24 protein-coding genes are annotated in these 26,162 nt (G+C 60.4%); 12 read left to right on the top strand and 12 right to left on the bottom strand.

Features of this window, described 5'->3' with window-relative positions; translation table 11 throughout:
• Positions 1-7 precede the first annotated feature (7 nt).
• From AC07OO_RS23820 to AC07OO_RS23780, 9 genes are all read right to left on the bottom strand, one after another.
• Positions 8-2,107, bottom strand: coding sequence for a 3-hydroxyacyl-CoA dehydrogenase NAD-binding domain-containing protein (locus tag AC07OO_RS23820; protein ID WP_495084648.1), 2,100 nt, complete (start codon positions 2,105-2,107; stop codon positions 8-10).
• A gap of 135 nt (positions 2,108-2,242) precedes the next feature.
• Positions 2,243-2,938: an ABC transporter ATP-binding protein gene (locus AC07OO_RS23815; protein ID WP_495084647.1), complete on the bottom strand. Its 696-nt coding sequence runs from the start codon at positions 2,936-2,938 to the stop codon at positions 2,243-2,245.
• Positions 2,939-3,028: 90 nt separating this feature from the next.
• Positions 3,029-3,817: an ABC transporter ATP-binding protein gene (locus tag AC07OO_RS23810; protein ID WP_495084646.1), complete on the bottom strand. Its 789-nt coding sequence runs from the start codon at positions 3,815-3,817 to the stop codon at positions 3,029-3,031.
• Positions 3,814-5,103 (bottom strand): branched-chain amino acid ABC transporter permease, encoded by a 1,290-nt coding sequence (locus AC07OO_RS23805; RefSeq protein ID WP_495084645.1) that lies wholly within the window; start codon positions 5,101-5,103, stop codon positions 3,814-3,816. Before AC07OO_RS23805 ends, AC07OO_RS23810 begins: the two co-directional genes overlap by 4 nt.
• A 3-nt stretch (positions 5,104-5,106) precedes the next feature.
• Positions 5,107-6,141, bottom strand: a complete 1,035-nt coding sequence (locus tag AC07OO_RS23800) for a branched-chain amino acid ABC transporter permease (RefSeq protein WP_495084727.1) — start codon at positions 6,139-6,141, stop codon at positions 5,107-5,109.
• Positions 6,142-6,234: 93 nt separating this feature from the next.
• A complete protein-coding gene (locus AC07OO_RS23795) occupies positions 6,235-7,467 on the bottom strand; it encodes a branched-chain amino acid ABC transporter substrate-binding protein (RefSeq protein WP_495084644.1) in 1,233 nt (410 codons plus the stop codon).
• Positions 7,468-7,585: 118 nt separating this feature from the next.
• Complete coding sequence (locus AC07OO_RS23790; protein ID WP_495084643.1) at positions 7,586-9,217, bottom strand: 3-(methylthio)propionyl-CoA ligase; 1,632 nt, start codon at positions 9,215-9,217, stop codon at positions 7,586-7,588.
• A gap of 92 nt (positions 9,218-9,309) precedes the next feature.
• Positions 9,310-10,464, bottom strand: a complete 1,155-nt coding sequence (locus AC07OO_RS23785; protein ID WP_495084642.1) for an ABC transporter substrate-binding protein — start codon at positions 10,462-10,464, stop codon at positions 9,310-9,312.
• 118 nt (positions 10,465-10,582) lie between these two features.
• Positions 10,583-12,313, bottom strand: coding sequence for a carboxylesterase/lipase family protein (locus tag AC07OO_RS23780; protein ID WP_495084641.1), 1,731 nt, complete (start codon positions 12,311-12,313; stop codon positions 10,583-10,585).
• Positions 12,314-12,481: 168 nt separating this feature from the next.
• Between AC07OO_RS23780 and AC07OO_RS23775 the strand changes: the two genes are divergently transcribed.
• The 3 genes from AC07OO_RS23775 to AC07OO_RS23765 are packed head-to-tail and all read left to right on the top strand — an operon-like array spanning position 12,482 to position 15,258.
• Complete coding sequence (locus tag AC07OO_RS23775) at positions 12,482-13,516, top strand: AraC family transcriptional regulator (RefSeq protein ID WP_495084640.1); 1,035 nt, start codon at positions 12,482-12,484, stop codon at positions 13,514-13,516.
• A 3-nt stretch (positions 13,517-13,519) separates the two neighbouring features.
• Positions 13,520-14,197 carry a Crp/Fnr family transcriptional regulator gene (locus tag AC07OO_RS23770; RefSeq protein ID WP_495084639.1) on the top strand — a complete coding sequence of 226 codons (678 nt, stop codon included), beginning with the start codon at positions 13,520-13,522 and terminating at the stop codon, positions 14,195-14,197.
• Between the two features lie 23 nt (positions 14,198-14,220).
• Positions 14,221-15,258 carry an AraC family transcriptional regulator gene (locus AC07OO_RS23765; protein WP_495084638.1) on the top strand — a complete coding sequence of 346 codons (1,038 nt, stop codon included), beginning with the start codon at positions 14,221-14,223 and terminating at the stop codon, positions 15,256-15,258.
• Positions 15,259-15,261: 3 nt separating this feature from the next.
• Here the strand turns inward: AC07OO_RS23765 and AC07OO_RS23760 are convergent, their stop codons facing one another.
• Complete coding sequence (locus AC07OO_RS23760) at positions 15,262-17,007, bottom strand: carboxylesterase/lipase family protein (protein WP_495084637.1); 1,746 nt, start codon at positions 17,005-17,007, stop codon at positions 15,262-15,264.
• A 187-nt stretch (positions 17,008-17,194) separates the two neighbouring features.
• Between AC07OO_RS23760 and AC07OO_RS23755 the strand changes: the two genes are divergently transcribed.
• From AC07OO_RS23755 to AC07OO_RS23715, 9 genes are all read left to right on the top strand, one after another.
• Positions 17,195-18,715, top strand: coding sequence for a protein adenylyltransferase SelO (locus AC07OO_RS23755; protein ID WP_495084636.1), 1,521 nt, complete (start codon positions 17,195-17,197; stop codon positions 18,713-18,715).
• A 45-nt stretch (positions 18,716-18,760) separates the two neighbouring features.
• Positions 18,761-19,171 (top strand): peptide-methionine (R)-S-oxide reductase MsrB, encoded by a 411-nt coding sequence (gene msrB / locus AC07OO_RS23750; protein WP_495084635.1) that lies wholly within the window; start codon positions 18,761-18,763, stop codon positions 19,169-19,171.
• Complete coding sequence (locus AC07OO_RS23745) at positions 19,168-19,707, top strand: septation protein A (RefSeq protein ID WP_495084634.1); 540 nt, start codon at positions 19,168-19,170, stop codon at positions 19,705-19,707. The genes msrB and AC07OO_RS23745 overlap by 4 nt, the downstream gene beginning before the upstream one ends.
• A gap of 8 nt (positions 19,708-19,715) precedes the next feature.
• On the top strand, positions 19,716-19,997 hold the full coding sequence (locus AC07OO_RS23740) for a BolA family protein (protein WP_495084633.1): 282 nt from the start codon (positions 19,716-19,718) through the stop codon (positions 19,995-19,997).
• Positions 19,998-20,042: 45 nt separating this feature from the next.
• On the top strand, positions 20,043-20,828 hold the full coding sequence (locus AC07OO_RS23735) for a peptidylprolyl isomerase (RefSeq protein WP_495084632.1): 786 nt from the start codon (positions 20,043-20,045) through the stop codon (positions 20,826-20,828).
• 117 nt (positions 20,829-20,945) lie between these two features.
• Positions 20,946-21,800 (top strand): fumarylacetoacetate hydrolase family protein, encoded by an 855-nt coding sequence (locus AC07OO_RS23730; protein ID WP_495084631.1) that lies wholly within the window; start codon positions 20,946-20,948, stop codon positions 21,798-21,800.
• 52 nt (positions 21,801-21,852) lie between these two features.
• Positions 21,853-23,874 (top strand): peptidase U32 family protein, encoded by a 2,022-nt coding sequence (locus tag AC07OO_RS23725; protein WP_495084630.1) that lies wholly within the window; start codon positions 21,853-21,855, stop codon positions 23,872-23,874.
• 150 nt (positions 23,875-24,024) lie between these two features.
• Positions 24,025-24,216, top strand: a complete 192-nt coding sequence (locus tag AC07OO_RS23720) for a hypothetical protein (RefSeq protein WP_495084629.1) — start codon at positions 24,025-24,027, stop codon at positions 24,214-24,216.
• An 18-nt stretch (positions 24,217-24,234) separates the two neighbouring features.
• Positions 24,235-24,438: a hypothetical protein gene (locus AC07OO_RS23715; RefSeq protein ID WP_495084628.1), complete on the top strand. Its 204-nt coding sequence runs from the start codon at positions 24,235-24,237 to the stop codon at positions 24,436-24,438.
• Between the two features lie 31 nt (positions 24,439-24,469).
• Here AC07OO_RS23715 and AC07OO_RS23710 read toward each other — a convergent pair whose 3' ends face one another.
• The gene (locus AC07OO_RS23710) at positions 24,470-25,069 is read right to left on the bottom strand and encodes an MOSC domain-containing protein (protein ID WP_495084627.1); all 600 of its coding nucleotides are present in this window, start codon (positions 25,067-25,069) and stop codon (positions 24,470-24,472) included.
• 16 nt (positions 25,070-25,085) lie between these two features.
• Positions 25,086-26,114, bottom strand: coding sequence for a 3'-5' exonuclease (locus AC07OO_RS23705; RefSeq protein ID WP_495084626.1), 1,029 nt, complete (start codon positions 26,112-26,114; stop codon positions 25,086-25,088).
• Positions 26,115-26,162: the final 48 nt, after the last annotated feature.

Raw genomic sequence — 26,162 nt, 5'->3', positions numbered from 1 at the left:
TTCCTTCTTAGTTGAAGGACTTCCCTTCCGCCGCCAGCTTGGCCAACAGGGGCGCCGGCTTCCAGAATTTGGCATCGTCCAGCGGGTTCTGCGCAAAGCGGTTCATTGCTTGCACCACATTGAACAGGCCCACCTGGTCGGCGTAGTTCATGGGGCCGCCGCGGTGTGCGGGGAAGCCGTAGCCAAAGATGTAGACGATGTCGATGTCGCTGGCCTTGTTGGCAATGCCTTCTTCCAGAATGTGGGCCGCTTCGTTGACCAAGCTGAACACCAGGCGTTGCACGATTTCTTCATCCGAAATCTTGCGGGGTGTGATACCCAGGCTCTTGCGGTGCTCTTCAATCATGGCTACCACTTCGGCGTTAGGCACCGCGTCGCGTTTGCCTTCGACGTAGTCGTACCAGCCCTTGCCCACCTTCTGGCCAAAGCGGCCTTTTTCGCACAGCAAGTCTGCAGTCTTGCTGTATTTCATGTCTGGCTTTTCCTGGTAGCGGCGCTTGCGGATGGCCCAGCCAATGTCGTTGCCAGCCAAGTCGCCCATACGGAACGGGCCCATGGCCATGCCAAACTTTTCCATGGCCTTGTCGACCTGGGCTGGGGTGCAGCCTTCGTCCAACAAGAAGCCGCCTTGGCGGCCATACTGTTCGATCATGCGGTTGCCAATAAAGCCGTCGCACACGCCGGACACAACTGCCGTCTTGCGGATCTTCTTGGCGACCGTCATCACGGTGGCCATGACGTCCTTGGCGGTTTCTTTTCCGCGCACCACTTCCAGCAGCTTCATGACGTTGGCGGGGCTGAAGAAATGCAGGCCGACCACGTCTTGCGGACGCTTGGTGAAGGAAGCAATCTTGTCCACGTCCAGCGTGGAGGTGTTGGAGGCCAGAATGGCGCCGGGCTTCATGACGCGGTCCAGTTCCTTGAACACGGCTTCCTTGACGCCGATTTCTTCAAACACGGCTTCGATGACCATGTCGGTGCCGGTCAGGTCGTCGTAGCTCAGCGTGGTGGAGAGCAGGCTCATGCGCTGGTCGTATTTGTCCTGCTTGAGCTTGCCCTTCTTGACCTGGGCTTCGTAATTCTTGCGGATGGTGGCCACGCCACGGTCCAGCGCTTCTTGCTTCATTTCCAGCATCTTGACGGGGATGCCCGCGTTCAGGAAGTTCATCGCAATGCCGCCACCCATGGTGCCAGCGCCGATGACAGCGATGGATTTGATCTCGCGCTGCGGTGTGTCGGATGGCACATCGGGGATCTTGGACGCAGCACGCTCAGCCAGGAAGAGGTGGCGCAAAGACTTGCTTTCTGCCGTCCACATCAGGTTGATGAAGATCTCGCGCTCAACCGCCATGCCTTCGTCAAACTTCTTCTTGGTAGCCGCTTCGACCGCGTCCACACACTTGGCGGGCGCTGGGAAGTTCTTGGACATGCCGTTGACCATGTTTCGGGCAAACTGGAAGTAGGCATCGCCTTGGGGGTGTTTGCACTTCAGGTCGCGCACCAGGGGCAATGGGCGCACATCGGCCACGGAGCGGGCGTAAGCCAGCGCTTCTTCGGCCAGGCTTTCGGCAGACGTTGCCATCTTGTCGAACAGCTTTTGGCCGGGCAACATGGCCAGCATTTCGCTCTTGATGGGTTCGCCGCTGACGATGATGTTCAGTGCAGCCTCTACGCCCAGCACGCGGGGCAGACGCTGCGTGCCGCCAGCACCGGGCAGCAGACCCAGCTTGACTTCTGGCAGGGCCACACTGGTGCCGGGTGCCGCGATGCGGTAGTGGCAACCCAAAGCCAGCTCCAGACCACCGCCCATGGCCACGGTGTGGATGGCTGCAATGACGGGCTTGGCGGAGTTTTCCAGCACGCTGATCACGCTGATCAGGTTGGGCTCTTGCAGGGCCGTAGGCTTGCCGAACTCCTTGATGTCCGCACCACCCGAGAAGGCCTTGCCTGCGCCCGTGATGATGATGGACTTGACCGCCGCATCCGCATTGGCCTTGGCCATGCCGTCAGCGATACCTTGGCGGGTGGACAGACCCAGGCCGTTGACGGGCGGGTTGTCGAGGGTAATGATGGCGACGTCACCATGGACTTGGTATTGGGCGGTCATGCTTGCATTCCTCAGGGTAGATGGTTGAACATTCAAAATAGAACGGTCGTTCGTTTTAAATTGTAGGGGCTTTTACGGGTATTGGAAGCGGGCTTGTCACTGTTGGGACAAAAGAGGAAAGAAGAGAGAAGAGGCTTACACCTCCAGCCACTCCTTGCGGACCTCGCTGTTGGCGCGCAACTCTTCGGGCGTGCCCTCAAACACGATGCTGCCGTGCCCCATGACCAGGCAGCGGTCTGAAATCTGCATGGCAATCGTCAGCTTCTGCTCGATCAGCAAAACCGATATACCCCGCTTGCGCAGCTCCTTCAGGTATTCGGCCACCAGCTCCACGATCTTGGGCGCCAAGCCTTCGGTGGGCTCGTCGATGATGATGAGATCCGGGTCGCCCATCAGCGTGCGGCACAGCGTCAGCATCTGCTGTTCGCCACCCGACAGCACGCCCGCCTCGGTGTGCTCGCGCTCTTTGAGGCGGGGGAACATTTTGTACATGTCGTCAAATGACCACCGCGGGTTCTTCTGGCCACGCTTTTGACCCAGCAGCAAGTTCTGGTGCACGGTGAGCTTGGGGAAGATGTCACGGCTCTCAGGCACATAGCCCAGACCCAGGTGGGCGATTTCAAACGTCTTCTTACCCAACGACTCCTGGCCCTTCCAGAGGGATGAGCCCTGGCAGTCGACGAGGCCCATGATGGCCTTGGCCGTTGTGGAGCGCCCCGAACCGTTGCGACCCAGCAGGGCCACGATTTCACCAGCGTTGACTTGCATGTCCACACCGTGCAGGACATGGCTCTTGCCGTAGTAGGCGTGTAAATTGGATACTTTCAGCATGACAGACCTCCGTAGGGCCGCCCCAAGGAGGGCTGGGCCCCCATGGGGGGCAGTGAGTACACAAAGTGACGAACGTGGGGGCTCATGGTCTCAGTGTCCTCCTGCCTGTGCGTCTGCCACTGCGGAGCCCAGATAGGCCTCCTGCACTTTTGGGTTAGCCCGTACTGCATCGGGCGTATCAAAGGCGATGACCTCGCCATAGACCACCACGGCAATCTTGTCGGCCAAGCCGAACACCACCCCCATGTCATGCTCCACCGTCAGCAGGGTCTTGCCTTCGGTCACCTGCTTGATCAGGGATATGAAGCGCGTGGTTTCGCTCTTGCTCATGCCAGCCGTGGGCTCGTCCAACAGAATCACGTTGGCGCCGCCACCGATGGTGATGCCGATCTCCAGCGCGCGCTGTTCGGCATAGGTCAGGTTCATCGCCAGCACGTCGTGTTTCTTGTCGAGCTGGATCATGTGCAGCAGCTCGTTGGCCCGCGCGTTGGCATCGTGCAAGCTGGACAGGAAGCGGAAGAAGCTGTACTTGTAGCCCATGCTCCACAGCACGCTGCAACGCAGGTTCTCAAACACGCTCAGCTTGGGGAAGATGTTTGTGATCTGGAAGCTGCGGGAGAGGCCCAGGCGATTGATCTCGTAGGGCTTCATGCCGTTGATGACCGTGCCATTGAGCAGCACGTCACCACTGCTGGCGCCAAAGCGGCCGCTGATCAGGTTGAACAGCGTGGACTTGCCGGCGCCATTGGGTCCGATGACGGCTACCCGCTCACCGTGGCGCACGGCCAGGTTTACGCCGCGGATGATCTCGGTCTTGCCAAAGCTCTTGCGCAAATCCTTCAGTTCCAGCGCGAAAGAATCTCCGGTTGCTGCGGTCATTGCGCGTCCTCCTTGTTCACTTGCTTTTCAATGAAGGCCTGGATGGCCTCCCACTTACGCGCAAACTGTCGGCGAGCCTGTTCAAACAGTACCAGGCCGATGCCAAAGATCACAACCGCCCCCAGCCAGGTCTCCCATGCCGTGGTGTTCAACTGCCGGCCCATAAATCCAATGTCCGGCCCCTGTGATGCGTTGAGTTGCAGGTGGTAGATCATCTCCACCATGGCCGCCGCACCGGTCAACGCGATCACCGCGGTCACGGCCAGAGCCAGGTAGTTCAGTGCCAGCTCGCGCAGACGGCCAAACATCGCAATCCGCAGGTTCATCATGACCAAGCTCGCGATACCACCGGGCGCATACATCACCATGAACAAAAAGATCAAGCCCAGGTACAGCAACCAGGCCTTGGTGAACTCACTGAACAGCACAACGGCCAGCACCATCAGAATCCCGCCGATGATGGGTCCGAAGAAGAAAGTTGCACCACCCAGGAAGGTGAACAACAGGTAGGCCCCCGAGCGTGCAGCATGCACCACCTCGGCCGTGACGATTTCAAAGTTCAGCGCACCCAAGCCACCCGAAATACCAGCGAAAAAGCCCGCAATGATGAAGGCCGTGTAGCGGATGCGCTGCGTGTTGTAGCCCACAAATTCAACCCGCTCCGGGTTGTCGCGAACGGCGTTGAGCATGCGCCCCAGCGGCGTGCCGGTAAACGCGAACATCGCCACAACCGAGATGAAGGTGTAGACCGCGATCAGGTAGTAGACCTGGATAGCTGGGCCGTAACTGATACCCATGACCGGGCTGCCGATGACCCGATTGCCCGACACACCGCCCTCCCCGCCAAAGAACTCGGGGATCATCAGCGACATTGCAAACACCAGCTCACCCAGCCCCAGCGTGATCATCGCGAAGGTGGTGCCGGACTTGCGTGTGGTCACATAGCCAAACAGCGCCGCAAAGCCCATGCCCGCAACTCCACCCACCAGGGGAATGGCCGATACCGGAATAGGCAGGGCTCCGCTGGCAATGGCATTGAGCGCATGGATAGCCAGAAAGGAACCCAGGCCCGTATACACCGCATGGCCGAAGCTCAACATGCCGCCCTGACCCAATAGCATGTTGTAGGACAGGCAGGCAATGATGGCAATGCCCATTTGCGACAGCACGGTCAGGCCCAAACCGCCGCTGAACACGAGGGGCGCCACGGCCAGCACCAGCGCAAACAGGCTCCAAATGATCCAACGTCCCATATTGAACGGCTTTGTATTGTTCATCGTCGTCATGGCTCAGCCCTCCCGTGTACCCAAGAGGCCTTTGGGCCGGAAAATCAGAATCAGCACCAGGAACAGGTAGGGCAAGATGGGCGCAACCTGCGACAGGGTCAGCTTCACGAACGAGTTGTTGCGCGCGGCGTCCCCCAATTGAATGCCCATCTGCTGAGCCACCGAGCCAACCGAAAAGTCAAACGCGATAGCAAAGGTCTGTATCACACCAATCAGCACTGACGCCAGGAACGCGCCCGACAGCGAGCCCATGCCACCGACCACCACCACCACAAAGATCACCGATCCCACGGTGGCCGCCATGGCAGGCTCGGTCAGGAAGGTGCTGCCGCCAATGACACCAGCCAGCCCGGCCAGTGCGGCACCCGCGCCGAACACCAGCATGAAGATACGCGGCACGTTGTGGCCCAAGGCCTCCACCGCTTCCGGGTGGGTCAACGCGGACTGGATGACCAGGCCGATGCGGGTGCGTGTCAGCAACAGCCACACCGCCATCAGCATGATCAAGGCCACCAGCATCATGAAACCCCGTGTGGCTGGGAATGGCGAGCACACGACGCGTATGGCCGCATCGGCCGCGTTGCACATATCCATGGGCGCAGCGCCCCACAGCAAGCTCAGGCCGTTGACGGAGTGGTTGATCAGCGTGAATGCCGGGCCTTGCAAGGCCGCAGGCGGTTGGAACTCCAGCGCAATGCGCCCCCAGATCAGTTGCACCAACTCCAGGATCACATAGGACAGGCCGAAGGTGATCATCAGCTCTGGCACATGGCCGTACTTGTGCACCTTGCGCAAGCACAGGCGCTCGAACAGCGCACCCAAGGCGCCGACCACAATAGGCGCGATCACCAACGCCGGCCAGAAACCAACGAAGCGCGACACTGTGTAACCCACATACGCGCCCAGCATGTAGAAGCTGGCATGCGCAAAATTCAATACGCCCATCATGCTGAAGATGAGCGTAAGCCCTGAACTCAGCATGAACAGCAACAGGCCGTAGCTCAGCCCGTTGAGCATTGAGATGATGAAGAACTCCATTGTCGACAAGCCTTTATCGTCGTTGACAGAAAAAAAGCCCGATGCGGCAAACCCGCTCGGGCTCCTGTTTTCTAAGCGCCCTCAAAAAAGGGGTTAGGGACGCTTCATCGCGCAACTGGTGGGTGTGCTCGACACATAGTTCGGGAACTCCTTGACGGGGGCCAAGGTCATGCCGGTGTTTTCGGGGCTGTAGGGGTACTTCTTGTCCGCCTTTTGCCAGACCGCCATGTACAGCGGCTGCTGCAATTGGTGGTCGGTCTTGCGCATTTCCACTTCGCCGTTGAAGCTGGCGACCTTCAGGCCTTCCATGGCAGCTGCGACCTTGAGCGGATCGGTGGATTTGGCCTTGGCCATGGCGGCACCCAGGGTCTGGTACACGCGGATCACGGAACCCGTGAAGAAGTCGTCGTTGTACTTGTCATGGAACTCTTTCATCCACTTGTCCATCTGGCCGCCCATGTTGTAGTGGCTGTAGGCGATCTGGTAGACGCGGCCCGCACCATTGGTGCCCAGGGCAGTCGGCGTGCCGGTGACGCCTGCATAGTAGGTGTAGAACTTGCCGGTGTAGCCATTCTCATTGGCTGCCTTGATCAGCAAGGACAAGTCAGAACCCCAGTTGCCGGTGATAACGGTGTCGGCACCCGATGCCTTGATCTTGGCGATGTAGGGCGCAAAGTCACGCACCTGGGCCAAGGGGTGCAGGTCTTCACCCACGATTTGGATGTCGGGGCGCTTACGGGCCAAGGTTTCCTTGGCAAACTTGGCAACCTGCACGCCGTGGGAATAGTTCTGGCCCAGGATGTAAACCTTCTGGATGTCCTTCTGGTCCTTCATGAAGCTGGACATGGCTTCCATCTTCATCGAGGTATCCGCATCAAAGCGGAAGTGCCAGTAGCTGCATTTGCTATTGGTCAGGTCTGGGTCCACAGCAGAGTCATTGAGGTACAGCACCTCTTTGCCGGGGTTGCGCTCGTTGTACTTGGCCACTGCGTCAGACAGCGCCAAAGCGACGGAAGAGCCATTGCCCTGCACGATGTAGCGCGCGCCCTGGTCAATGGCGGCCTTTAGTGCATTCAAGCTTTCCGTGGGGCTGAGCTTGTTGTCAATGGTGGTGAATTCAAATTTGACGCCAGCGGGGTTGCCTGCGCCACTAAACTTTTCCGCGAAGAACTTGTAGCTCTTGTCCTGGTTGACACCCACGGGGCCGAGTAAGCCCGTCAGGGGATCAATTCTGACCAATTTAACCGTCTCGCCGCTTTGGGCAAAAGCCCCTTGGGCGCAGACCAGCGCGACCGAAGCAGCGACCAATTTCAGACCAAACTTCATAACGTGTCTCCTTGGAAAAATACTAAAGTGAGAGTACAAGAATTACTGCACTGCAACGCGAGGGTTTCCCCTAGACCGTATCACCTTGGTGACTGAGAGGCCTCGGGGACGCCGGGCTTCAGGTGCCTGGCAGCTTGTAATCCTTGAGCAATTCGCGCAGCTTGGTCTTCTGCATCTTGCCGGTGCCACCCAAGGGAATGGCGTCGACAAAAACCACATCGTCCGGAATCTGCCACTTGGCGGTCTTGCCTTCGTAAAACGCAATCAATTCGTCGCGCGTGACCTCTTGCCCCGGCTTCTTGACGACCGCGACGATGGGGCGCTCGTCCCATTTGGGGTGCTTCATGCCGATGCAGGCTGCCATCGCCACGGCGGGGTGCGCCATGGCGACGTTTTCCACGTCGATGGAACTGATCCATTCGCCGCCCGACTTGATGACGTCCTTGCTGCGGTCGGTGATCTGCATATAGCCGTCGGGGTCTATCGTGGCCACATCGCCGGTGGGGAACCAGCCGTCAACCAGCGGAGAGCCACCGCCCTCGCCTTTGAAGTATTCATTGATGACCCAGGGGCCCTTGACCAGTAGATCGCCATAGGCTTTGCCGTCCCAAGGCAGTTCCTTACCGGTGTCGTCCACGATTTTCATGTCCACACCAAAGATGCCACGGCCCTGCTTGAGGCGGACCTTCATCTTGTCGGCGCTGTCCATGGGCAAGTGCTTGTTCTTCAGCGTGCACACGGTACCCAGGGGCGACATCTCAGTCATGCCCCAGGCATGCAGCACTTCGACGCCATAAACGTCATTGAAAGCGGTGATCATGGCTGGTGGGCAGGCCGAACCGCCAATAACCGTACGCTTGAGTGTGGAAAAGCGCAGATTGCCGGCCTGCATATGGGCCAGCATCATCTGCCACACCGTGGGCACGCCAGCGGCAAAGCTCACCTGCTCGGATTCGATCAATTCGAAAATCGACTTGCCATCCATCGCCGGACCAGGGAACACTAGCTTGGCACCGGTCATGGCGGCGGAGTACGGCAGGCCCCAGGCATTGACATGGAACATGGGCACCACAGGCAGCACGCAGTCGCGGGCACTCATGCTCAGGGCGTCAGGCAGCGCACCAGCCAAGGCGTGCAGCATGGTGGAACGGTGGCTGTACAGCGCCGCCTTGGGATTTCCCGTGGTTCCGCTGGTGTAGCACATGCTGGAGGCAGAGTTTTCATCAAACTCGGGCCACTTGTAGCTGGTGGGCTGGGCGCCAATCCAGGCCTCGTAACTTTGCAGGCCGGGAATGCCACTGTCCGTTGGCAGCTTGTCGGCATCGCACAGCGCGATGAAGTGCTTGACCGTCTTGCAATGGCTGTGCATGGCCTTGATGATGGGTAGGAAGGTCAGGTCAAAGCACAGGACCTGGTCTTCGGCGTGGTTGGCAATCCAGGCGATCTGCTCGGGGTGCAAGCGGGGGTTCAGCGTATGCAGCACGCGGCCCGAGCCGCTGACACCAAAGTACAGCTCCAGATGGCGGTAGCCGTTCCAGGCCAGGGTAGCCACGCGGTCGCTGAACGCCAGCTGCATGGCATCCAATGCATTGGCCACCTGGCGGGCGCGTATGGCCACGTCTTTGTAGGTGCAGCGGTGGATATCGCCCTCCACCCGGCGCGAGACCACTTCTGCCTCGCTGTGGTGGCGCTCAGCGAACTCGATCAGCGACGAAATCAGCAGTTGCTGGCTTTGCATTAACCCTAACATGGATACTCCTTGAGACAGTGGATACTGGAAATCATCATAGTGGTTTGTTATTGAAAATACAGTGCGGTTAATGCCTAGGCGACAGCATTTATCTACTTGGTGAACTTCTCGCCGGGGCTGACGATGGTAAGGCCGACGTAGCGAGATCCCTGGCGCGAGTCCTTGCCGAAACCCACGACAAAACCACCAAGATCCAGGCGCTTGATACTGGCCAGTGCATTCACAAATCGCGTACGGTTGAGGTCTTTGCCGGCTAGACGCAGACCTTCGACCACAACCTTGGCATTGATGAAGCTTTCAAAGCCCAGGAATGACAAATTGGTATAGCCCGCCTTTTGCATCATGCTGCGGTACTCCCGCGCCAAGGGGTGGGTTACATCCCACGGAAACGGCACCACACTGGTCACCACAACGCCCACACCATCCGCTCCTAGCGCGCGCAGCGTGGCCTGGCTGCCCATGACCGACAGCGCGTAGAAGTGCATGCCCTTGCGCACCTTGTTATAGCCCTTGACGAAGCTGACCGTGGGTGCGCCAGCCGTGATCATGATGATGGCTTCGGGGCGTCGGTCATACAGCGCAGTCACGGCCTTGTCGGTGTCCGACGCGTTCTGCTCAATCGGTGCGTCGGCATACAGCTTCATGCCGCGCTTCTCCAAAGCCTTTTGCACACCCGCGAGCCCATCCTTGCCAAAGCCATTGTTGCTCCACAGCACGGCGATGCGTTGCGCGCCCAGGGTAGCCAGGTGTTGCACGATCTTCTCCACCTCGTCCCCATAGCTGGCGCGGATATTGAACACATGGTCAATAGCCGGTGCGCGTATCAACTCGGCGCCGGTAAAAGGTGCAATCAGTGGCAGCGGCGGAGTCTCTTTCTCCAGCAAGGGCAGTGCGGCCGCGACATTGGAGGTTCCGGTCATGTTCATCAGCGCAAAGACCGGCTCCTTTTCGATCATGTGGCCTACGACCTTGACGGTGTTGGTCACCACATAAGCGTCGTCCATCGTCAGGGTGCGAATCTTGCGTCCATGGACGCCGCCTTTTTCGTTGACGCTGTCGAACAAGACCTTGGTCGCGTTCACGATGTCAGGCGCGATTTCGGCCAAAGGGCCACTGAGCCCCAGCGGTTGCCCCAGCAGGATTTCGCTATCGGTAACGCCCGGCTCGGCCGCGTGGGCGCTTTGCAGCAACAGAACGCACAAAGCCAAACCCAGCAGCCGGGAAAAATACCGCGATGCAATCGCCATGACCATCTCCTCTTGTTGTATGTGTTCGTGCGCGACTAACGACGGGCGTGAGTGTGCTGGCGCAAACCGCCCCGCGCAAATGGTGTCGTCTGGACGACACCGGTCCGTCATGCTCAGTTCAAGGTGCCGACGCAATGCGGGCTTGCGTCAAGGTGGCATCAAAGATCAGCCTCTTGGGCCAAGGTTGCCAGGTGGTCTGCAGTGCGCTGCTATTCGGATTTCCGGTGCGTGCGAAGCTGCCCAGGCTCGCCATCATGGCGGCAGACAATGCCAGCCGCCCCGCTCTGTTGGCATTGCTATTGACCGCATTGGAAAACACCGAGGGACCGAAGGTGCCGAACAGGAATGGTAGGTCAAAGGCATGGGCCGCGCCGTACACATCGTTCCACGGCGCCGGCTCCTGCGCCCAGTTGAACTGGTAGTGCCACACCATGTTCGGCTGTTGGGTAGCCAGGGTGTTGAGCACGTTGTCGCGGCTGGGTGATGTGAACACGTTGCCCAACAGCGCAGTCTTGGCATTGAAGCCGGTGACCGGTGTATCCACAGGCAGGTAAGACGCATCCAGGACATCGGCCGCTGTCAAGGTCGTGGGCAAGTCTGGATTGAAATTCGCCATCAGCCCAAAGCGCTCGGCATCGCTGATCTTGTTGCCATTTTTTCCGCCCAGCAAAGTGAGAAAAGGCGCGAACAGCTTGCCTTCGTCAGCCGTGTTGCCAGCCAGCACAGGCACCTTGTTGTAGCGCCCCGCGGCCATGGCGGCGATGGGGTCCACGGGTAACACCAGACCATCGGGTATAGGCCCGGAGCCGGTCAGGCCATTGAGCAACAGCGTGGACAGTATCGTGCCGCCGGATTTGGACCGCAGGTAGTCGGCGATCTGTGCGCTGCTTTGTGTTGCGATATAGGCGCTGGCCGCTGCCGCATCGCCAGCCTTGCCATCGGCGATCAGCAACTTGACCAGCAAGCCATTGGCTTGTGCCAAATAAGTGCTCGCAGGGTTCAAGGTGGGCAACATGCCAGCCGGAAGGTTGCTGGCCAAGGAGATGCCACCGCTGACAGGCACCGCTTTGTGGAACAGGCCCGCTGCCAACGGGGACGCCATCAACGCCCAGGTGTTGATGGCCCCAGCCGATTGCCCCATCAGCGTCACGTTATCGGCCGCACCGCCAAAGGCGGCGGCGTTGTTACGCACAAATCGGAGTGCCTGCACAATGTCCAGCAGTGCGAAGTTGCCTGAATCGGATGCCGCGTCGGCCGGCGCTCCAGTCTTCAATTGCGGCAGGTTCATGAATCCCAGAATGCCCAGCCGGTAATTGGTCGTCACAACCACCGCGTTGGCCGCCTTGGCCAAGGCCGCGCCGTCATACACCGGGTCGGCTGTATAGCCCGAGATGTTGCTGCCTCCATAGACAAATACGATGACTGGCAGATTGGTACTGTCATTGGCAGGCCGCCATATGTTCAGCGTCAAACAATCCTCTTGGCCCACCGGCGTGTTCAGCGTGGTGGCGATGCTGCTGTCGTAGCGGTTGTTGACGCCGGGGCCATAGATGCGCCCGTTTTGCAAGCAGGCATTGCCAAAGCTTTGCGTCACCCGCTGCCCCTGCCAGGCGTCGGGTTCCACAGGCGCTTTCCAGCGTAGCGCACCCACTGGGGGTTTGGCAAAGGGAATGCCTTTCCACGCATAGGTTCCATTGCTGGCAGAGTCGTCGCTGCCCAGCACGGCACCATAGCTGGTAGTACGGCTCAACGCCGAATCGGTAACCACCATCGTTCCCCCGCCACAGGCGCTCACCAGTGCGGCTAAAGTCACACCAGATGCCAACAGCGCTCTGAATCCAGCTTGCATTTTTGTGTCTCCTTATAGGGTAAGCCGCAGCTTGCAAAACCTGGCGAAATACTTTGAAATCGTAGGCTCGCATTGCGTTGGTGCGGTGCAAGAATTCTAAAAACCGCATGCATCTGGATGACTGTCTTAACGCATCCAATCTAGTGACTTTGGAGAGCCATTTTTTCAATGAATCGCAGTAGTTCCGCCACCTGGGTCAAAGGCGTGCTGGAGATGTTTGCGTCCCAGGGGCTCGACGTGCAGCGCTTGATGCGCAGTGCCGACATTGACAGCACCACATTCGACAAACCCGGGGCCCGCGTGGGGGCTGATGCGGTCATCCGCTTGTGGGACCAGGCCATTCAGGCTTCGGGCAATCCGGCCTTGGGCATTGACCGCGAACTGGTGGCCCGCTACGTGAACTTTGACGTGCTGGGCCATGCCATGTTGTCCAGCCACGACTTGCGCGGAGGCCTGGACAGCCTGTCCCGCTACCTGGCACTGATTTCCGATGCCACGACCATAGAGCTGGGGCCAGAGCGGCCCGACAGTTGGCTGACCATCAGCCACATAGGCAACACCTTGCGCGTGCCGCGGCAGCGCCAGGAGCACGCCATGCTGAGCCTGCTGATCCTGTGCAACTGGCTGACGCGCCGCGATCTGCAACCCCTGGCGGTTGAGTTCATGTTTCCGCCACCCGAGTGCGAGTTGCCCTACCGCAAGGCCTTTGATTGCCCGCTGCGCTTTGGCCAACCCATCACCCGCATGCTGCTGGCTGGCGCCGATCTGGCCACGCCGCTGCCGTCGCGCAGCCCAACCATGCTGGCGCTGCATGAGCGGCTCATGGACGAACAGCTCAGCCACCTGGGCAACACCACGGTCAGCAACAAAGTGCGCGAGATCATCATGCAACGCCTGAACCAGGGCGAGCCACGCCGCGAAGACATTGCCTCCCTGCTCGCTTTGACGGACCGCACGCTGCAGCGCCGCCTGCGCGCAGAAGAGACCTCGTTCCAGCAACTGCTGGACGAAGTCCGCTGCGAGTTGGCCCGCAAATACCTGGCGCAAGAAAGACTGCCGCTGGCTGCCATGGCCGATCTGCTGGGTTTTGGCGACCAAAGCAATTTTTTCCGTGCCTGCAAACGCTGGTTTGGTGTGCCTCCGGGGGAATACCGCAGGGCTCTGGCCGGCACCAGCCATGCATCTGCGATGGCGCTGCACTAGCTGATGTTCCCTTCCACACAGAGTCCGGTTCGCAGCTTTCTGCAGTCACAAGCCTGGTTTACCGCCCTGCCCGGCGACGAACAGGACGCACTGGAAAGTCAAGTCTTCACGCTGTCGGCAGCGCGTGGCAAAACCATACTGCAGGCCAATGAGCGCACCCAGGGCTGGTATGGCGTGCTGCGTGGCCTGATTCGCATCTCTGCCCCCGCGGTGGCAGGACGACGCTCCGACTTCCTTGGAGTCGCCGCCGGAGAATGGTTTGGCGAAGGTGCGGCCTTAAAGAACGAAATGCGCCGCTACCAAGTCGTCGCTTTGCGCGACACCGAGTTGCTGTGCCTGCCCAGCGCTGCTTTTCACCAGTTGCGGTCGTCCAATCTGGCATTCAACCAGTGCGTGGTGGCCTGCCTGAACCTGCGCCTGTCGCAGGCCATGGCCATGATCGAAGCGGGACGCACCCGCAGCCCGGAGCAGCGCATCGCCCTGTCGTTGAGCCGCCTTTTTTGGAGCCGCACCCGCCAGTTGGATCTCACGCAGGATGAACTCGCCAACCTGGCGGGTATGTCACGCCAAACCGCCAACCGGGTGCTCAACGCCCTGCAGGAGCAAGGGGTGATCAGCCTGTCCATGAACCGCATCAAGATACTGGACGACGGTGCACTAACGCAATTGCAAAACCCCTGATTGCAAGGCCTACCGGTCCCTCCATGGAACGCACAAGTTCTTCGACCTGGCTCAAGGGCATTGCCAGCATGTTCGCGTCGCAGGGGGTAGATGTGCCGCGGCTCTTCCAGTCCGCGGGCCTGCACATAGCGCAACTCGATGACCCGCAGGCCCGCTTCAGTGCCGACCAAGTATCCGAATTGTGGGAGCAAGCGGTTGCTGCGTCGGGCAATCCAACCCTGGGGCTGCTGCGCGACTTGCCTGCCAAGCATGCGAACTTCGACATCGTGGGCCACGCCATGCTGACCTGCCCCAACCTGCGCACGGGACTGGAACAACTGGCGCACCAAATGGCCCTGGTGTCGGACGCTGCTACCTTTGAATTGCTGCCTGAGCGCAACCTGGGCAGTTGGCTCGTACTGGGCCATGTGGGCAACCGGCGCCGCGTGCCCCGGCAGCGGCAGGAGTATGGCCTGCTAACACTGCTCACTCTGGCCCGCTGGGTTACGCGGCGCAACGTGCAAGCGTTGGCCGCCGAGTTCACATTCCCCGAACCCCAGGATGCCCTGCCCTACCAGCAGGCATTTGAATGCCCGGTGCGATTCAACCAGCCTGCGACCCGTTTGCTGTTGCCCCAAACCGACTTGGACGCACGGCTCCCCTCCCACAACGCATCGCTGCATGCCTTGCACGAGCGGGTCATAGACGACCGTCTGCAGGATCTGGGAGCCACCAGCACAAGCCACCGCGTGCGCGAAGAAATCCTGCACTGCATCAGCCAAGGTGAGCCTCGGCGGGAAGACATTGCAGCCCGCCTATCGCTGTCCGACCGCACCTTGCAGCGCCGCCTGTCCGATGAGCAAACCACGTTTCAGCAATTGCTGGAAGCCCAGCGCCGTGAACTGGCCTGCAAGTACCTGGCCGAAGAGCGCTACGCACTCAGCGAGGTTGCGGACCTGCTGGGCTTTGCCGACGAAGGCAACCTGTTTCGCGCCTGCAAGCGCTGGTTCGGCCTGTCGCCCAGCCAGTACCGCCAGCAGTTGGACAGGCCTGCTGGCAGCGGCACCGACGGCGGTGCTTGACCCTCAGTGGGGCCCGTCGCGGAACGGGTCCACATTGGATGGCAAGGCGTTGAAGTCAATGGTCTTCCACACATAGTCCTTTTGCTGCTGCGACAGCAGTTGGTAGCGCGGCCAGAAGAACAGGTAGTCGTCGCCCGACATATACGAAGCATTGTCAAACACCATGCGCTTGGGGCACAGCAGGCCGCAGGTGAAATTGGTCCAGTCGTTCCACGTTGTCTGTCCATCAAACAGTTGGCTCGGCTTGCCGGTGCGGGCGAAGGTGGACACATGCTTGATGAACCGGTCTGACAGGTTCTGCCGGGTCGTCGCGTTCGCTGCGCTCCACGCAAAGTGCATGAAGTTAGGCTCATTGACCACGTAGTTGCCAAACAGCAGGGCCACGTCGATGCCGTGGAAGGCACCGAAGGTGCTCTTCCACGGTGTCGGCGTGTCACGCCAATTGAAGTTGTAGCGGTACAGGGCCCCCGCGCCGCTGCTCAGGCGCAATAGGCGCACGGTGTTGTCGATGGTCAGGTCCAGCGCGTAGGTAATCGCCTCATGGGTTTGCGTAAAGATGGGCTGGAACTCCGGCTTGATCAGGTCGTTGACCGTGACGCTGCCGGGCGCGGCGTAGTTGGATAACTGCCAAAACTCTTGCGCATTGGGCTTGCCCATGCCAAAGGAATAGGCAAAGTAGGAACCCTCGTCGTGCGTGCTGCCAATCATCAGTGGTACGCGGTTGTAATTGCCGGCCACCAGGTCCAACAAGCCGCCGGCACGAATGACGGTGCCGTCGGTAAAGTGGCCGGGAACGACCGGCGACGGCGTCAACTTCATGATCTGCGCGGCGCTGGCATTGCGCAGCAGGGTGCTGATCTGGGCACTGCCCATGGCCAGGCGCTGCGCCGTGGCTTGGGCCAGCGTGGAGGCACTGCCGTTGTCCACCAGCAGTTGGTCGATCAAGGACTCCGCTGCCAGCGTACCCACCGCCGCCGGGTAGCCATTGGGAATGCCCGACATGCACAGGGCGCGGTGAAACTTGCCACCGGCCAGTGGCGACTGCAGCAGGCCCCAGGTGTTGATGCACCCCGCCGACTGGCCGGCAATAGTCACCTGGTCCGGGTTGCCGCCAAAGGCGCGGATATTGGTCTGCACCCAGTCCAGCCCGCGCACCAAGTCCAGCGTTGCGAAGTTGCCCGAATCGTCCTTGGCGTTGCCGGTCTTGAGCGCAGGGTGGTTGAGCCAGCCCAGCATGCCCAGGCGGTACTGCACCGTCACCACGACCATATTGGCCTTGTTGGCCAGGTAGGCACCGTTGTACAGCGGCTCACGTGCCGAGCCCTTGATGTTGCTGCCACCGTGTATCCAATAGAAGACCGGTAGGTTGTCGGCACTGGAGTTGGGGCGCCACACATTCACATACAGGCAGTCTTCGCTGCCAACCGGCTGGTCAAAGGTGGCCGGGTCCGGCTCGCCGAAGAAACTGCCCACCTGGGCGCACATGGGTGGCAGGCTGGTGGCAGCCCGTGCGCCGCTCCAGGGCGTTGGCGCCTGGGGCGCACGCCAGCGCAGGCTGCCTACCGGTGGCTGCGCGTACGGAATGCCCAGAAAAGCGTGGCTGTTGTTGGCGTCGACCTTGCCGTAGATCTGACCCGCATCCAATGTGCGGGTCAGGCTCTGGTTGTAGGCCGCCCAGGCCTGGGTGGCGGTGGCGGCAAGGCATGCAACAAGCCATACCGCACGCACCGAACGTAAAAACACCGTCATGCTTGTCTCCTTTTTTTGGTGGGGTGATGCCACAGAGGCCGAAGCCCCTGAGGTGAAAAAATTCTAGGAAGCAAGCCCCATAGAAGGGGTATCCGAACATGGCCAAATCACTGGCTTTGGGGCGCCGGCCAGCCTAGGACTTACCCTTGTCTGGGGCGGGTTTCACCGGCTGCCAGACAATAGCGCCATGCAAGACACTTCTCCCGGCCCGAGCGGCCTGCCCCCTGGCTGGCAATGGACCAATAGCTTTGCCGCCCTCGGCCCCGACTTCTATTCCCCCATGGCCACCCAGCCTGTGGCGGAGCCCTATCTGGTGGGCCAAAGCGCCTCTGCTGCTGCGCTTGTGGGGCTGACGCCCGAGGCTCTGCAATCGCAAACCTGGCAAAACATCCTGATCGGCAACCTGACCGCATCCGGGTCGCACCCTCTATCAACCGTCTACAGCGGTCACCAGTTTGGTGTCTGGGCCGGGCAATTGGGCGACGGCCGGGCCGTGATGTTGGGCGAGGTGACGCCACCACCCGGTGACGGACCCCAGTCCCAGGAAATCCAGCTCAAGGGCGCGGGCCTGACGCCCTACTCCCGCATGGGCGATGGCCGAGCCGTGCTGCGCTCCAGCATCCGTGAGTTCCTGTGCAGCGAAGCCATGCATGGGCTGGGCATCCCGACCACACGGGCCCTCAGCGTGATGGGCTCAGACCACCCCGTATACCGTGAACAGCCCGAAACCGCCGCCGTCGTCACGCGCCTGGCGCCCAGCTTCATACGCTTTGGGCATTTCGAGCATTTCTGCCACCACGATCTGCACCCCCAGTTGCGCCAGCTGGCTGACTACGTGATCGACCGGTTCTATCCCCAGTGCCGCACCGACACCCGCCTGAACGGCAATGCCTACGCCAACTTCCTGCAGGCGGTGACCGAGCGCACGGCGAAGATGGTTGCGCAGTGGCAAGCGGTCGGCTTTTGCCATGGCGTCATGAACACCGACAACATGAGCATCCTGGGCCTGACGATTGACTACGGCCCCTTCCAGTTTCTGGATGCCTTTGACCCGGGCCACATCTGTAACCATTCCGACCACCAGGGCCGCTACGCCTTCTACAAGCAGCCCAACGTCGCCTACTGGAACCTGTACTGCCTGGGCCAAGCCCTGCTACCGCTGATAGAAGACCAGGATCTGACCATTGCAGCCCTGGAAACCTACAAAACCACCTACCCCGCAGCCGTGGACGCCTGCATGGGAGCCAAGCTGGGCTTTGCGGAGGTGCAAAACGGCCAACGCGAACTGGCCGACGACCTGCTGCGCCTGATGGCCGCCGACCGCGTGGACTACAGCATCTTCTGGCGCCGCCTGAGCCATTGGGTCAAAAACCGGGAGGAGAATCCCGGCGTGCAGGATGACACCGTGCGCGACCTGTTCCTGGACCGCGACGGTATTGATGCCTGGTTGCTACGGTATTCAGAGCGACTCACACATATTCCACGGGGGCTAGCGGCCAATTTGATGTTGACGAGCAATCCCAAATACGTGCTGCGCAACCACCTGGGCGAATTGGCCATCCAGGCGGCCAAAGCCAAGGATTTCTCGGTCGTTGCACAATTGCTGCAGGTGCTGGAGCGTCCGTTTGACGAGCACCCGGCCCTGGAGTCCTTTGCCGGCTTTCCACCAGACTGGGCCAGCAGTATTTCCATCAGTTGCAGTTCCTGAACAAAACCCCATCTTCCGGATCGAAACCCGCAAAAGAGGCAAACCATGACCTACCCCATTACCAAGACCGACGCCGAGTGGAAGGCCCTGCTGGCCGAAAAGGGGGCAGAGCCCCGCGCCTTTGAAGTGACCCGCCAGGCCGCCACCGAACGCCCGTTCACCGGCAAGTACGCCGACAACTACAAGAACGGCACCTACGTCTGCATCTGCTGCGACACGCCGCTGTTCACATCCGACACCAAGTTTGACGCCGGTTGCGGCTGGCCCAGCTTCGACCAGGCCATCGCCGAGGGTGCCGTGGCCACCCGCAGCGACCGCAGCCTGGGCATGGTGCGCACCGAGGCCCTGTGCGGCCACTGCGGCGCCCACCTGGGCCACCTGTTTGACGACGGCCCCACCGAGACGGGTTTGCGCTATTGCATGAATTCGGCCTCGTTACACTTCAGCCCCAAATGAGCACACTTCTTGATTTTTTCCCCATCATCTGTTTCGTCATTGCGTACAAGGTTTGGGATATTTACACGGCCACCGCGGTGCTGATGGGCACCAGTGCAATCGCCGCTGCCATGCTGTTTGCGCTGTACCGGCACTTGACCGGCATGCAGAAAACCGCCCTCACGATGATTCTGGGCTTTGGCGCTGTCACACTGATACTGCGCAATGAAGAGTTCATCAAGTGGAAACCCACCGTTCTCTATGCGTTGTCGGCCATCGTCTTTGCTTTCATGACTTGGGTCAAAAAGAAAAACCTGACCAAGATTGGCTTGGCGGATAAATTCCCGCTGCCAGACGCGGTCTGGGACCATGTCAACCTGGCCTGGATTCTGTTTTTTGTCGTCATGGCCTTGCTGAACTCTTATGTGGTGCTGAACTACAGCACCGGCGACTGGGTCAACTTCAAACTGTGGAGCGTTGGCGGAACCTTTGTGTTTGTCATGGGTCAAGTGGTGTATATGTTTAAGCACCTGCCACCCGAGGAATCCGAACAATGAATGGTGTGATGCCCACGGCAGATGCCATAACGCTGCGCCTGCAAGAGCGACTGAACCCCACCCGCCTGGAGGTTTTGGACGAGAGCTACCAGCATGCCGGGCACGCTGGCGCCAATGACACGGGCTTCGGCACACACTTCCGGGTTCGGGTCGCTTCACATTTGTTTACAGGTCTCAGCCGGGTGGCCCGTCACCGGCTTGTGTATGATGCGCTGCAAGATTTCATTGCCCAAGGCCTGCATGCCCTGGCCATTGAGACTGAAAACCCGCCAAACACCACTCCCGTTTGACACGCCTTTTTGGCATCCCTTTTTTGTATCCCTGAAGGAAAACGCATGAAGAAGCAAGTTTTGTCCGCGCTGGCGACCGCTACCCTGTTGGCAGCGTTGGCGCCCGCGGCCATGGCCCAAAACGTGGCCATCGTCAATGGCAAGGCCATTCCCAAGTCCCGCGTTGAAGCGCTGGAAGAGCAAATGAAGCGCTCTGGTCGTCCAGTCTCGCCCGACATGCAACCCCAGTTGAAGGAAGAAGTCATTGCCCGCGAAATCTTCATGCAAGAAGCCCAAGTGCGCGGCCTGGACGCCACCGAAGACTTCAAGACCCAGATCGAACTGGCCCGTCAGGCCATCCTGATCCGCGAACTGTTCGCCGACTACCAGAAGAAGAACCCCGTCACTGACGAAGAAACCAAGGCTGAGTACGACAAGTTCGCCCACCAGAACTCCGGCAAGGAATTCAAGGCCCGCCACATCCTGGTGGAAACCGAAGACGAAGCCAAGGCCATCATCGCCAAGCTGAAAAAAGGCGGCAAGTTTGATGAAATCGCCAAGGCCAAGTCCAAGGACCCAGGCTCCGGCGCCAAGGGTGGTGACCTGGATTGGGCCAACCCCAGCAACTACGTGAAGGAATTCGCCGAAGCGCTGTCCAGCCTGAGCAAGGGCAAGATGACCGACACACCGGTCAAGACCCAGTTTGGCTACCACATCATCCGTTTGGACGACATCCGTGATGCTCAGTTGCCCAAGTACGAAGACGTGAAGCCCCAGATCGCTCAACAGCTGCAACAGCAGAAGATCGGCAAATTCCAAGCCGAACTGCGCGCCAAGGCTCGCATCGAGTAAGCATTGCGCAGGGTGGCGACATCGCCATAGTGCAGAGAGAAAACGCGGCCTAGGCCGCGTTTTCTCATTGGGGATGCGTACTTTTCACTTTTTCTGAAACAAACCGAGGCCAGCAATATGAAACTCCTTCGCTATGGGCCGGCAGGCCACGAAAAACCCGGCGCGCTGGACGCGGCAGGCCGTGTCCGCGACCTGTCCGAGGTCATCCCCGATCTGGCGGGCGACGCGCTATTGCCCAGCCAATTGGCCAAGCTGAAGGCCCTGGATCTGAATGCCCTGCCCCTGGTGCAGGGCACACCGCAACAAGACCTGCGCCTGGGCCCCTGCGTGGCCCGTACCGGCAAACTGATCTGCATAGGCCTGAACTATTCCGACCATGCTGCCGAGGCTGGCATGCAGGTGCCGCCAGAGCCCGTGGTATTCAACAAATGGACCAGCGCTATCTGCGGCCCGGACGATGCCGTGCAAATCCCGCGCGGTTCGATCAAAACCGATTGGGAAGTGGAACTGGGCGTGGTCATAGGCCAGGGTGGCCGTTATATCGCCGAAGCCGACGCCATGGCCCACGTGGCGGGCTACTGCATCGTGAACGACATATCGGAACGCGAATACCAGTTGGAGCGCAGCGGTACCTGGGACAAGGGCAAGGGCTGCGACACCTTCGGCCCCTTGGGGCCCTGGCTGGTGACTGCCGACGAAATCCCCGACCCGCAGGCCCTGCGCATGTGGCTGGAGGTGGACGGCAAGCGCTACCAGGACGGATCGACCGCCACCATGGTCTACCAGGTGCCCTTCCTGATCAGCTACCTGAGCCGCTTCATGAGCTTGCAGAGTGGCGATGTGATCTCGACCGGCACGCCTCCCGGTGTCGGCATGGGACAGAAACCGCCAGTGTTTCTGCGCTCCGGCCAGACCATGCACCTGGGCATTGATGGCCTGGGCACGCAGACCCAGCTCACCGTACAGGCCTAGTACCGGGCGGCCGCTTTGCCGCCTAACCAGTCATTTGGGATAATTGGGGTCTATGTCTCTGCTCGACCACCAACTCGAACTCCTGGCCCCCGCACGCGATGCCGACATCGGCATTGAGGCCGTCAACCACGGTGCCGACGCCGTCTACATTGGCGGCCCGTCCTTCGGTGCACGCTCCAGCGCCGACAACAGCGTGGCCGACATTGCGCGCCTGGTGCGCCATGCCCACCGCTTCAACAGCCGCATCTTCGTCACGATGAACACCATCCTGCGCGATGACGAGCTGGAAGGCGCGCGCAAGCTGGCATGGCAGTTGTATGAGGCCGGTGCGGATGCGCTGATCATCCAGGACATGGGCCTGCTGGGAATCGATATGCCGCCCATCCAGCTGCATGCCAGCACCCAGACGGATATCCGCACCCCCGAGAAGGCCCGTTTTCTGCAGGACGCGGGTTTGTCGCAGATCGTGCTGGCACGGGAACTGACGCTCAAGCAGATCGCCGCCGTCCGCGCCCAGACCGACCCCGAGCGTTGCACGCTGGAGTTTTTCGTGCACGGCGCATTGTGCGTGGCCTACAGTGGCCAGTGCTACATCAGCCACGCCCACACCGGACGCAGCGCCAACCGCGGCGAATGCAGCCAGGCCTGCCGCCTGCCCTACCAGGTGGTGGACGACAAGGGCCGGTTCGTGGCGCATGACAAGCATGTGCTGTCCATGAAGGACAACAACCAGAGCGACAACCTGGCGGCCTTGGTGGACGCCGGTATCCGCAGCTTCAAGATCGAAGGTCGCTACAAGGACATGGGCTATGTGAAGAACATCACCGCCCACTACCGCAAGCTGCTGGACGAACTGATCGAGGTACGCCAATATTCGGACCAACCGCTGTCCCGCGCCAGCAGCGGCACCACCACCTTCACCTTCACGCCCGACCCCAACCAGAACTTCAACCGCGAGTTCACCGACTACTTTGTGCAGGGCCGCAAGGATGACATCGGCGCCTTCGACTCACCCAAGAACCCGGGCCAGGCCATCGGTTATGTGACCCAGGTCGGCCCCAACTGGGTGGAGCTGGAGTTGAGCGACAGGACCTTGGCCCTGCACAACGGGGATGGCCTGTGCTACTACGACCTGCAAAAGGAACTGGTAGGCTTGGCCATCAACCGCGCCGAGGCGGTCAACGCGGCCAGGGGCCGCTGGCGCGTGTTCCCTAAGGACGCCATCGCCAGCTTGAAGGATCTGCGCAAGGGACTGGAGGTCAATCGCAACCGCGATGTGGACTGGGTGCGCGTGCTGGAGAAGAAATCCAGCGACCGGCGCATCGGTGTCTGGGCCGCTCTGGCCGCCACGGCCCAAGGCATCACCCTCACCTACACCGACGAAGACGGCTGCCTGGGCACCGCCCGCACCACCCTGCCCGCTGAGCGCGCGAAGGATGCTGCCGTTGCCGACACCAACAACCGCAGCCAGATCGAAAAACTCGGCGCTACCATATTTGAAGCGCTTGACGTAGATTTGACGAGGGCTAGCGGCCAGTTTATTCCAGCCTCTACCCTCAACACCCTGCGCCGCGAGGCTGTGGAAGCCTTGGAAGCCACGCGGGCCAGGGCCCTGCAGCGCCTGCCCCGCGCAACACCCGTTGAGCCGCCCGCACCCTATCCGCAAGACAGTCTGAGCTACCTGGCCAATGTGCACAACCAACAGGCCCACGCCTTTTACGCCAAGCACGGCGTCAAGGTCATTGACGCAGCGTATGAGGACAACCAGGAGCTGGGTGAAGTCAGCCTGATGATCACCAAGCACTGCGTGCGCTTCTCTTTAAGCCTGTGCCCCAAGCAGGCCAAGGGCGTGGTCGGCGTGCAAGGGCAAGTCAAGGCTGAGCCCCTGCAACTGATCAACGGCAAGGAAAAGCTGACGCTGCGCTTTGACTGCAAACCCTGCGAAATGCACGTGGTGGGCAAGATCAAGACCTCGGTGTTAAACCAGGCCAAGAAGGAGCATGCGGGTGCGCTGGCAGAAGGCGTGCCGCTGGTTTTTCACAAAACAAGGCCCCGGCAGGAGTTTGGGCACTGAGTTGGGGCGGCTGGTGCTTGCCGTTCATCACGGTATTTACCCTAGGTATCACGCAGAAATGCAGTTCGTCACAAACCGGGTGCAATGGGTTTCTGGCGGAAATACATTCTCTTCAACGGGCCGCAGTGGTCCGAATCTGGAGAGATCAAAATGTTCACAGCCTCAAATCGCACATCCCGTTTGGCCGGTTTCGCCTTTGCCGTGTTGATGGCCGTCGCCGTCAATGGCAGCATGCTGATGAAGTTCGACAGTGTGGCCACAGCCGCTTCGCTGGCCCAAAGCGCCCAGGCTGGCAATGTGGCGGTGCTGGAAACCGTCACCATCGTCGGCCACCGCATCTAAGTCTTTGGAGCGACTGCCGTGAAGCTACTCCTGTTTATCGTGGGTTGGTTCATCCTGTTTACCTTGAGCTGGCCCTTGGCACTGCTGGCGCTGATCGTTTTACCCATAGTCTGGCTGATTTCACTGCCTCTGGCTTTGGTGGGTATCGGGGTCGGGGCGGTGTTTGCCCTGATCAAGGCCATTCTGTACTTGCCCGCCCGACTCTTGGGTCACCGCACCTGAAGGTATGACGGGCGCAACGGCCTCTCGCGCTTTAGCGCATGTGCTTGAACATTTTGGCCTGGAAGCGCTGCCCAATGCCCATCTGCCGTGGCCCCGGCACCAGCTCAAATGACTCGCCCATCTGAACCGATCCGGGCGTGTCCACCGACAGATAAAAACCGCAGAAACCGCTCTGCGCCATGGCCTTGACGGCGGTATTGAAACCCATGGCTGCGTTGAACTTGTAGCAGGGCTCGCGGGGCTGTTGAACCCGCAGCACGCAGTCGGCAAAGCGCAAAATGTCTCCCACCCACACATCTGCCTCCAGCAAGCCACTTAGCGTCAGGCTCTCACCCATGGAGCCCAAAGGCAGCGCGTCGTCGATGCCGGTCACGCCGGCCTGCAGGCGTTGCTGGCGCCAGAAGGCATAGTGTTCACTCGGATAGGCGTAGACGGCTTTATCCAGGCCACCGTGCACTGACGGGTCGGCCTGCTCATCACCCTTCAATCCCAGCGGTTGCACGGCTACCGGGCCTGTAAGACCCTCCTTGTGGATGGCCGTCAGGATGGAACGCCCGGCGATCATCACTTTGCGGGCTTGGCCGACTTGCACGCCGACCAGCGCCCTGCCCTGCGCTTGTGCTGTTGTCATCTACAGACTCACCGTTTCACAACTGGTGGTGCAACAACTCACCCTCCCGGTTCGAATAGCGCACCAGGGCGTCAAGCTTCTCAAACTGCACCACGGCAGAACGCTGGTGGTAGGCATGCTCCTTCAGCCAATCAAATTCCGCCTGCAGGGCCTTGCTATCGCCCACCCGCGTGTGCCACACTTTTTGCTCGGCGCCCCAGCGGTAGCCGCGGGCCTTGAGTTTGTCTTTGGCGTCGAAGGGGGCGTGGGTGGCCATCAGGCGGTAGCTGGGCCTATGGGCTTGTTCGATGAGGTGCGCCAGCCCGGTGTGCGGCAGCTGAGGCAAGCGCGCGGCCAGCACCGCGAGCAGCGCATGGCAATCCATCTCGGCCCGGTGGGCGTCGTAGAACCACCCCATGTCCTGCGCCAGGCTTTCCAGCTTGGATGAGCGCCGCCCCTGCGCCTTCCAGGGAATGTCTGCGAACGAGCAGGCCCAGGCCAGGCCTCGGAACTGTTCCATACGCATTTCGGCAAATGGGCGGTCAAAGCCCGCGTTGTGCGCAATCACCAAGTCCACGCCATCCAGCAGGCTTGCAATGCGCTCCTCGTCCAATCGCTGGCCCTGCACCATGGCGGGGGTGATACCGGTGATCTCCTGCACTTCCTTGGGTATGGGCATGCCCGGATCTTCGAGCCCGTCATAAACCTGAACCCCACCGACCGGCAAGCCAGTTTCCAGATCCACATCCACCCGCAGCAGCGCCAGCTCCATGATCTTGTCCCGGCTGTGCTCCAAGCCGGTCGTTTCAGTATCCAGGACAACGACGCGGCATACGCCCCGCCCTTCTCCGATGGCAGGCCACTCCAAGCGGGGGCGCAGGCGGCGCATGACCCTGTAGTCAGGGTGGGCGTCTAGCGCGGCGGCCATTGATTCAGTGTCTGCGGACTCCCTCGCAGCGGCAGCATCCGTCGGGAACGGAGGATCAGGGGTAATAAAGACTGGCGCCAGGCGCGGAGCGGCGACGGCGGCAATCTTGCCGCGTGGCGCGCGCTTCTTTGGAACCACTGGTTTGGTGGGAAGCTCTGCGACAAACGCAAAGTCAAGTTGGTCATT

It is taken from the genome of Rhodoferax sp. GW821-FHT07G04 (genome assembly GCF_059418585.1).
This window is presented reverse-complemented; position numbering and strand designations above follow the sequence as displayed.

What these genes read in the sequence shown, in the direction of transcription:
- AC07OO_RS23765 (WP_495084638.1), top strand. Translation starts at nt 14,221, where the DNA reads ATGGAACGCACAAGTTCTTCGACCTGGCTCAAGGGCATTGCCAGCATG.
- AC07OO_RS23735 (WP_495084632.1), top strand. Translation starts at nt 20,043, where the DNA reads ATGAAGAAGCAAGTTTTGTCCGCGCTGGCGACCGCTACCCTGTTGGCA.
- AC07OO_RS23740 (WP_495084633.1), top strand. Translation starts at nt 19,716, where the DNA reads ATGCCCACGGCAGATGCCATAACGCTGCGCCTGCAAGAGCGACTGAAC.
- AC07OO_RS23790 (WP_495084643.1), bottom strand. Translation starts at nt 9,217, where the DNA reads ATGTTAGGGTTAATGCAAAGCCAGCAACTGCTGATTTCGTCGCTGATC.
- AC07OO_RS23780 (WP_495084641.1), bottom strand. Translation starts at nt 12,313, where the DNA reads ATGCAAGCTGGATTCAGAGCGCTGTTGGCATCTGGTGTGACTTTAGCC.
- AC07OO_RS23755 (WP_495084636.1), top strand. Translation starts at nt 17,195, where the DNA reads ATGCAAGACACTTCTCCCGGCCCGAGCGGCCTGCCCCCTGGCTGGCAA.
- AC07OO_RS23745 (WP_495084634.1), top strand. Translation starts at nt 19,168, where the DNA reads ATGAGCACACTTCTTGATTTTTTCCCCATCATCTGTTTCGTCATTGCG.
- AC07OO_RS23815 (WP_495084647.1), bottom strand. Translation starts at nt 2,938, where the DNA reads ATGCTGAAAGTATCCAATTTACACGCCTACTACGGCAAGAGCCATGTC.
- AC07OO_RS23770 (WP_495084639.1), top strand. Translation starts at nt 13,520, where the DNA reads ATGTTCCCTTCCACACAGAGTCCGGTTCGCAGCTTTCTGCAGTCACAA.
- AC07OO_RS23730 (WP_495084631.1), top strand. Translation starts at nt 20,946, where the DNA reads ATGAAACTCCTTCGCTATGGGCCGGCAGGCCACGAAAAACCCGGCGCG.
- msrB (WP_495084635.1), top strand. Translation starts at nt 18,761, where the DNA reads ATGACCTACCCCATTACCAAGACCGACGCCGAGTGGAAGGCCCTGCTG.
- AC07OO_RS23810 (WP_495084646.1), bottom strand. Translation starts at nt 3,817, where the DNA reads ATGACCGCAGCAACCGGAGATTCTTTCGCGCTGGAACTGAAGGATTTG.
- AC07OO_RS23785 (WP_495084642.1), bottom strand. Translation starts at nt 10,464, where the DNA reads ATGGCGATTGCATCGCGGTATTTTTCCCGGCTGCTGGGTTTGGCTTTG.
- AC07OO_RS23805 (WP_495084645.1), bottom strand. Translation starts at nt 5,103, where the DNA reads ATGACGACGATGAACAATACAAAGCCGTTCAATATGGGACGTTGGATC.
- AC07OO_RS23725 (WP_495084630.1), top strand. Translation starts at nt 21,853, where the DNA reads ATGTCTCTGCTCGACCACCAACTCGAACTCCTGGCCCCCGCACGCGAT.
- AC07OO_RS23710 (WP_495084627.1), bottom strand. Translation starts at nt 25,069, where the DNA reads ATGACAACAGCACAAGCGCAGGGCAGGGCGCTGGTCGGCGTGCAAGTC.
- AC07OO_RS23795 (WP_495084644.1), bottom strand. Translation starts at nt 7,467, where the DNA reads ATGAAGTTTGGTCTGAAATTGGTCGCTGCTTCGGTCGCGCTGGTCTGC.
- AC07OO_RS23800 (WP_495084727.1), bottom strand. Translation starts at nt 6,141, where the DNA reads ATGGAGTTCTTCATCATCTCAATGCTCAACGGGCTGAGCTACGGCCTG.
- AC07OO_RS23760 (WP_495084637.1), bottom strand. Translation starts at nt 17,007, where the DNA reads ATGACGGTGTTTTTACGTTCGGTGCGTGCGGTATGGCTTGTTGCATGC.
- AC07OO_RS23720 (WP_495084629.1), top strand. Translation starts at nt 24,025, where the DNA reads ATGTTCACAGCCTCAAATCGCACATCCCGTTTGGCCGGTTTCGCCTTT.
- AC07OO_RS23775 (WP_495084640.1), top strand. Translation starts at nt 12,482, where the DNA reads ATGAATCGCAGTAGTTCCGCCACCTGGGTCAAAGGCGTGCTGGAGATG.
- AC07OO_RS23820 (WP_495084648.1), bottom strand. Translation starts at nt 2,107, where the DNA reads ATGACCGCCCAATACCAAGTCCATGGTGACGTCGCCATCATTACCCTC.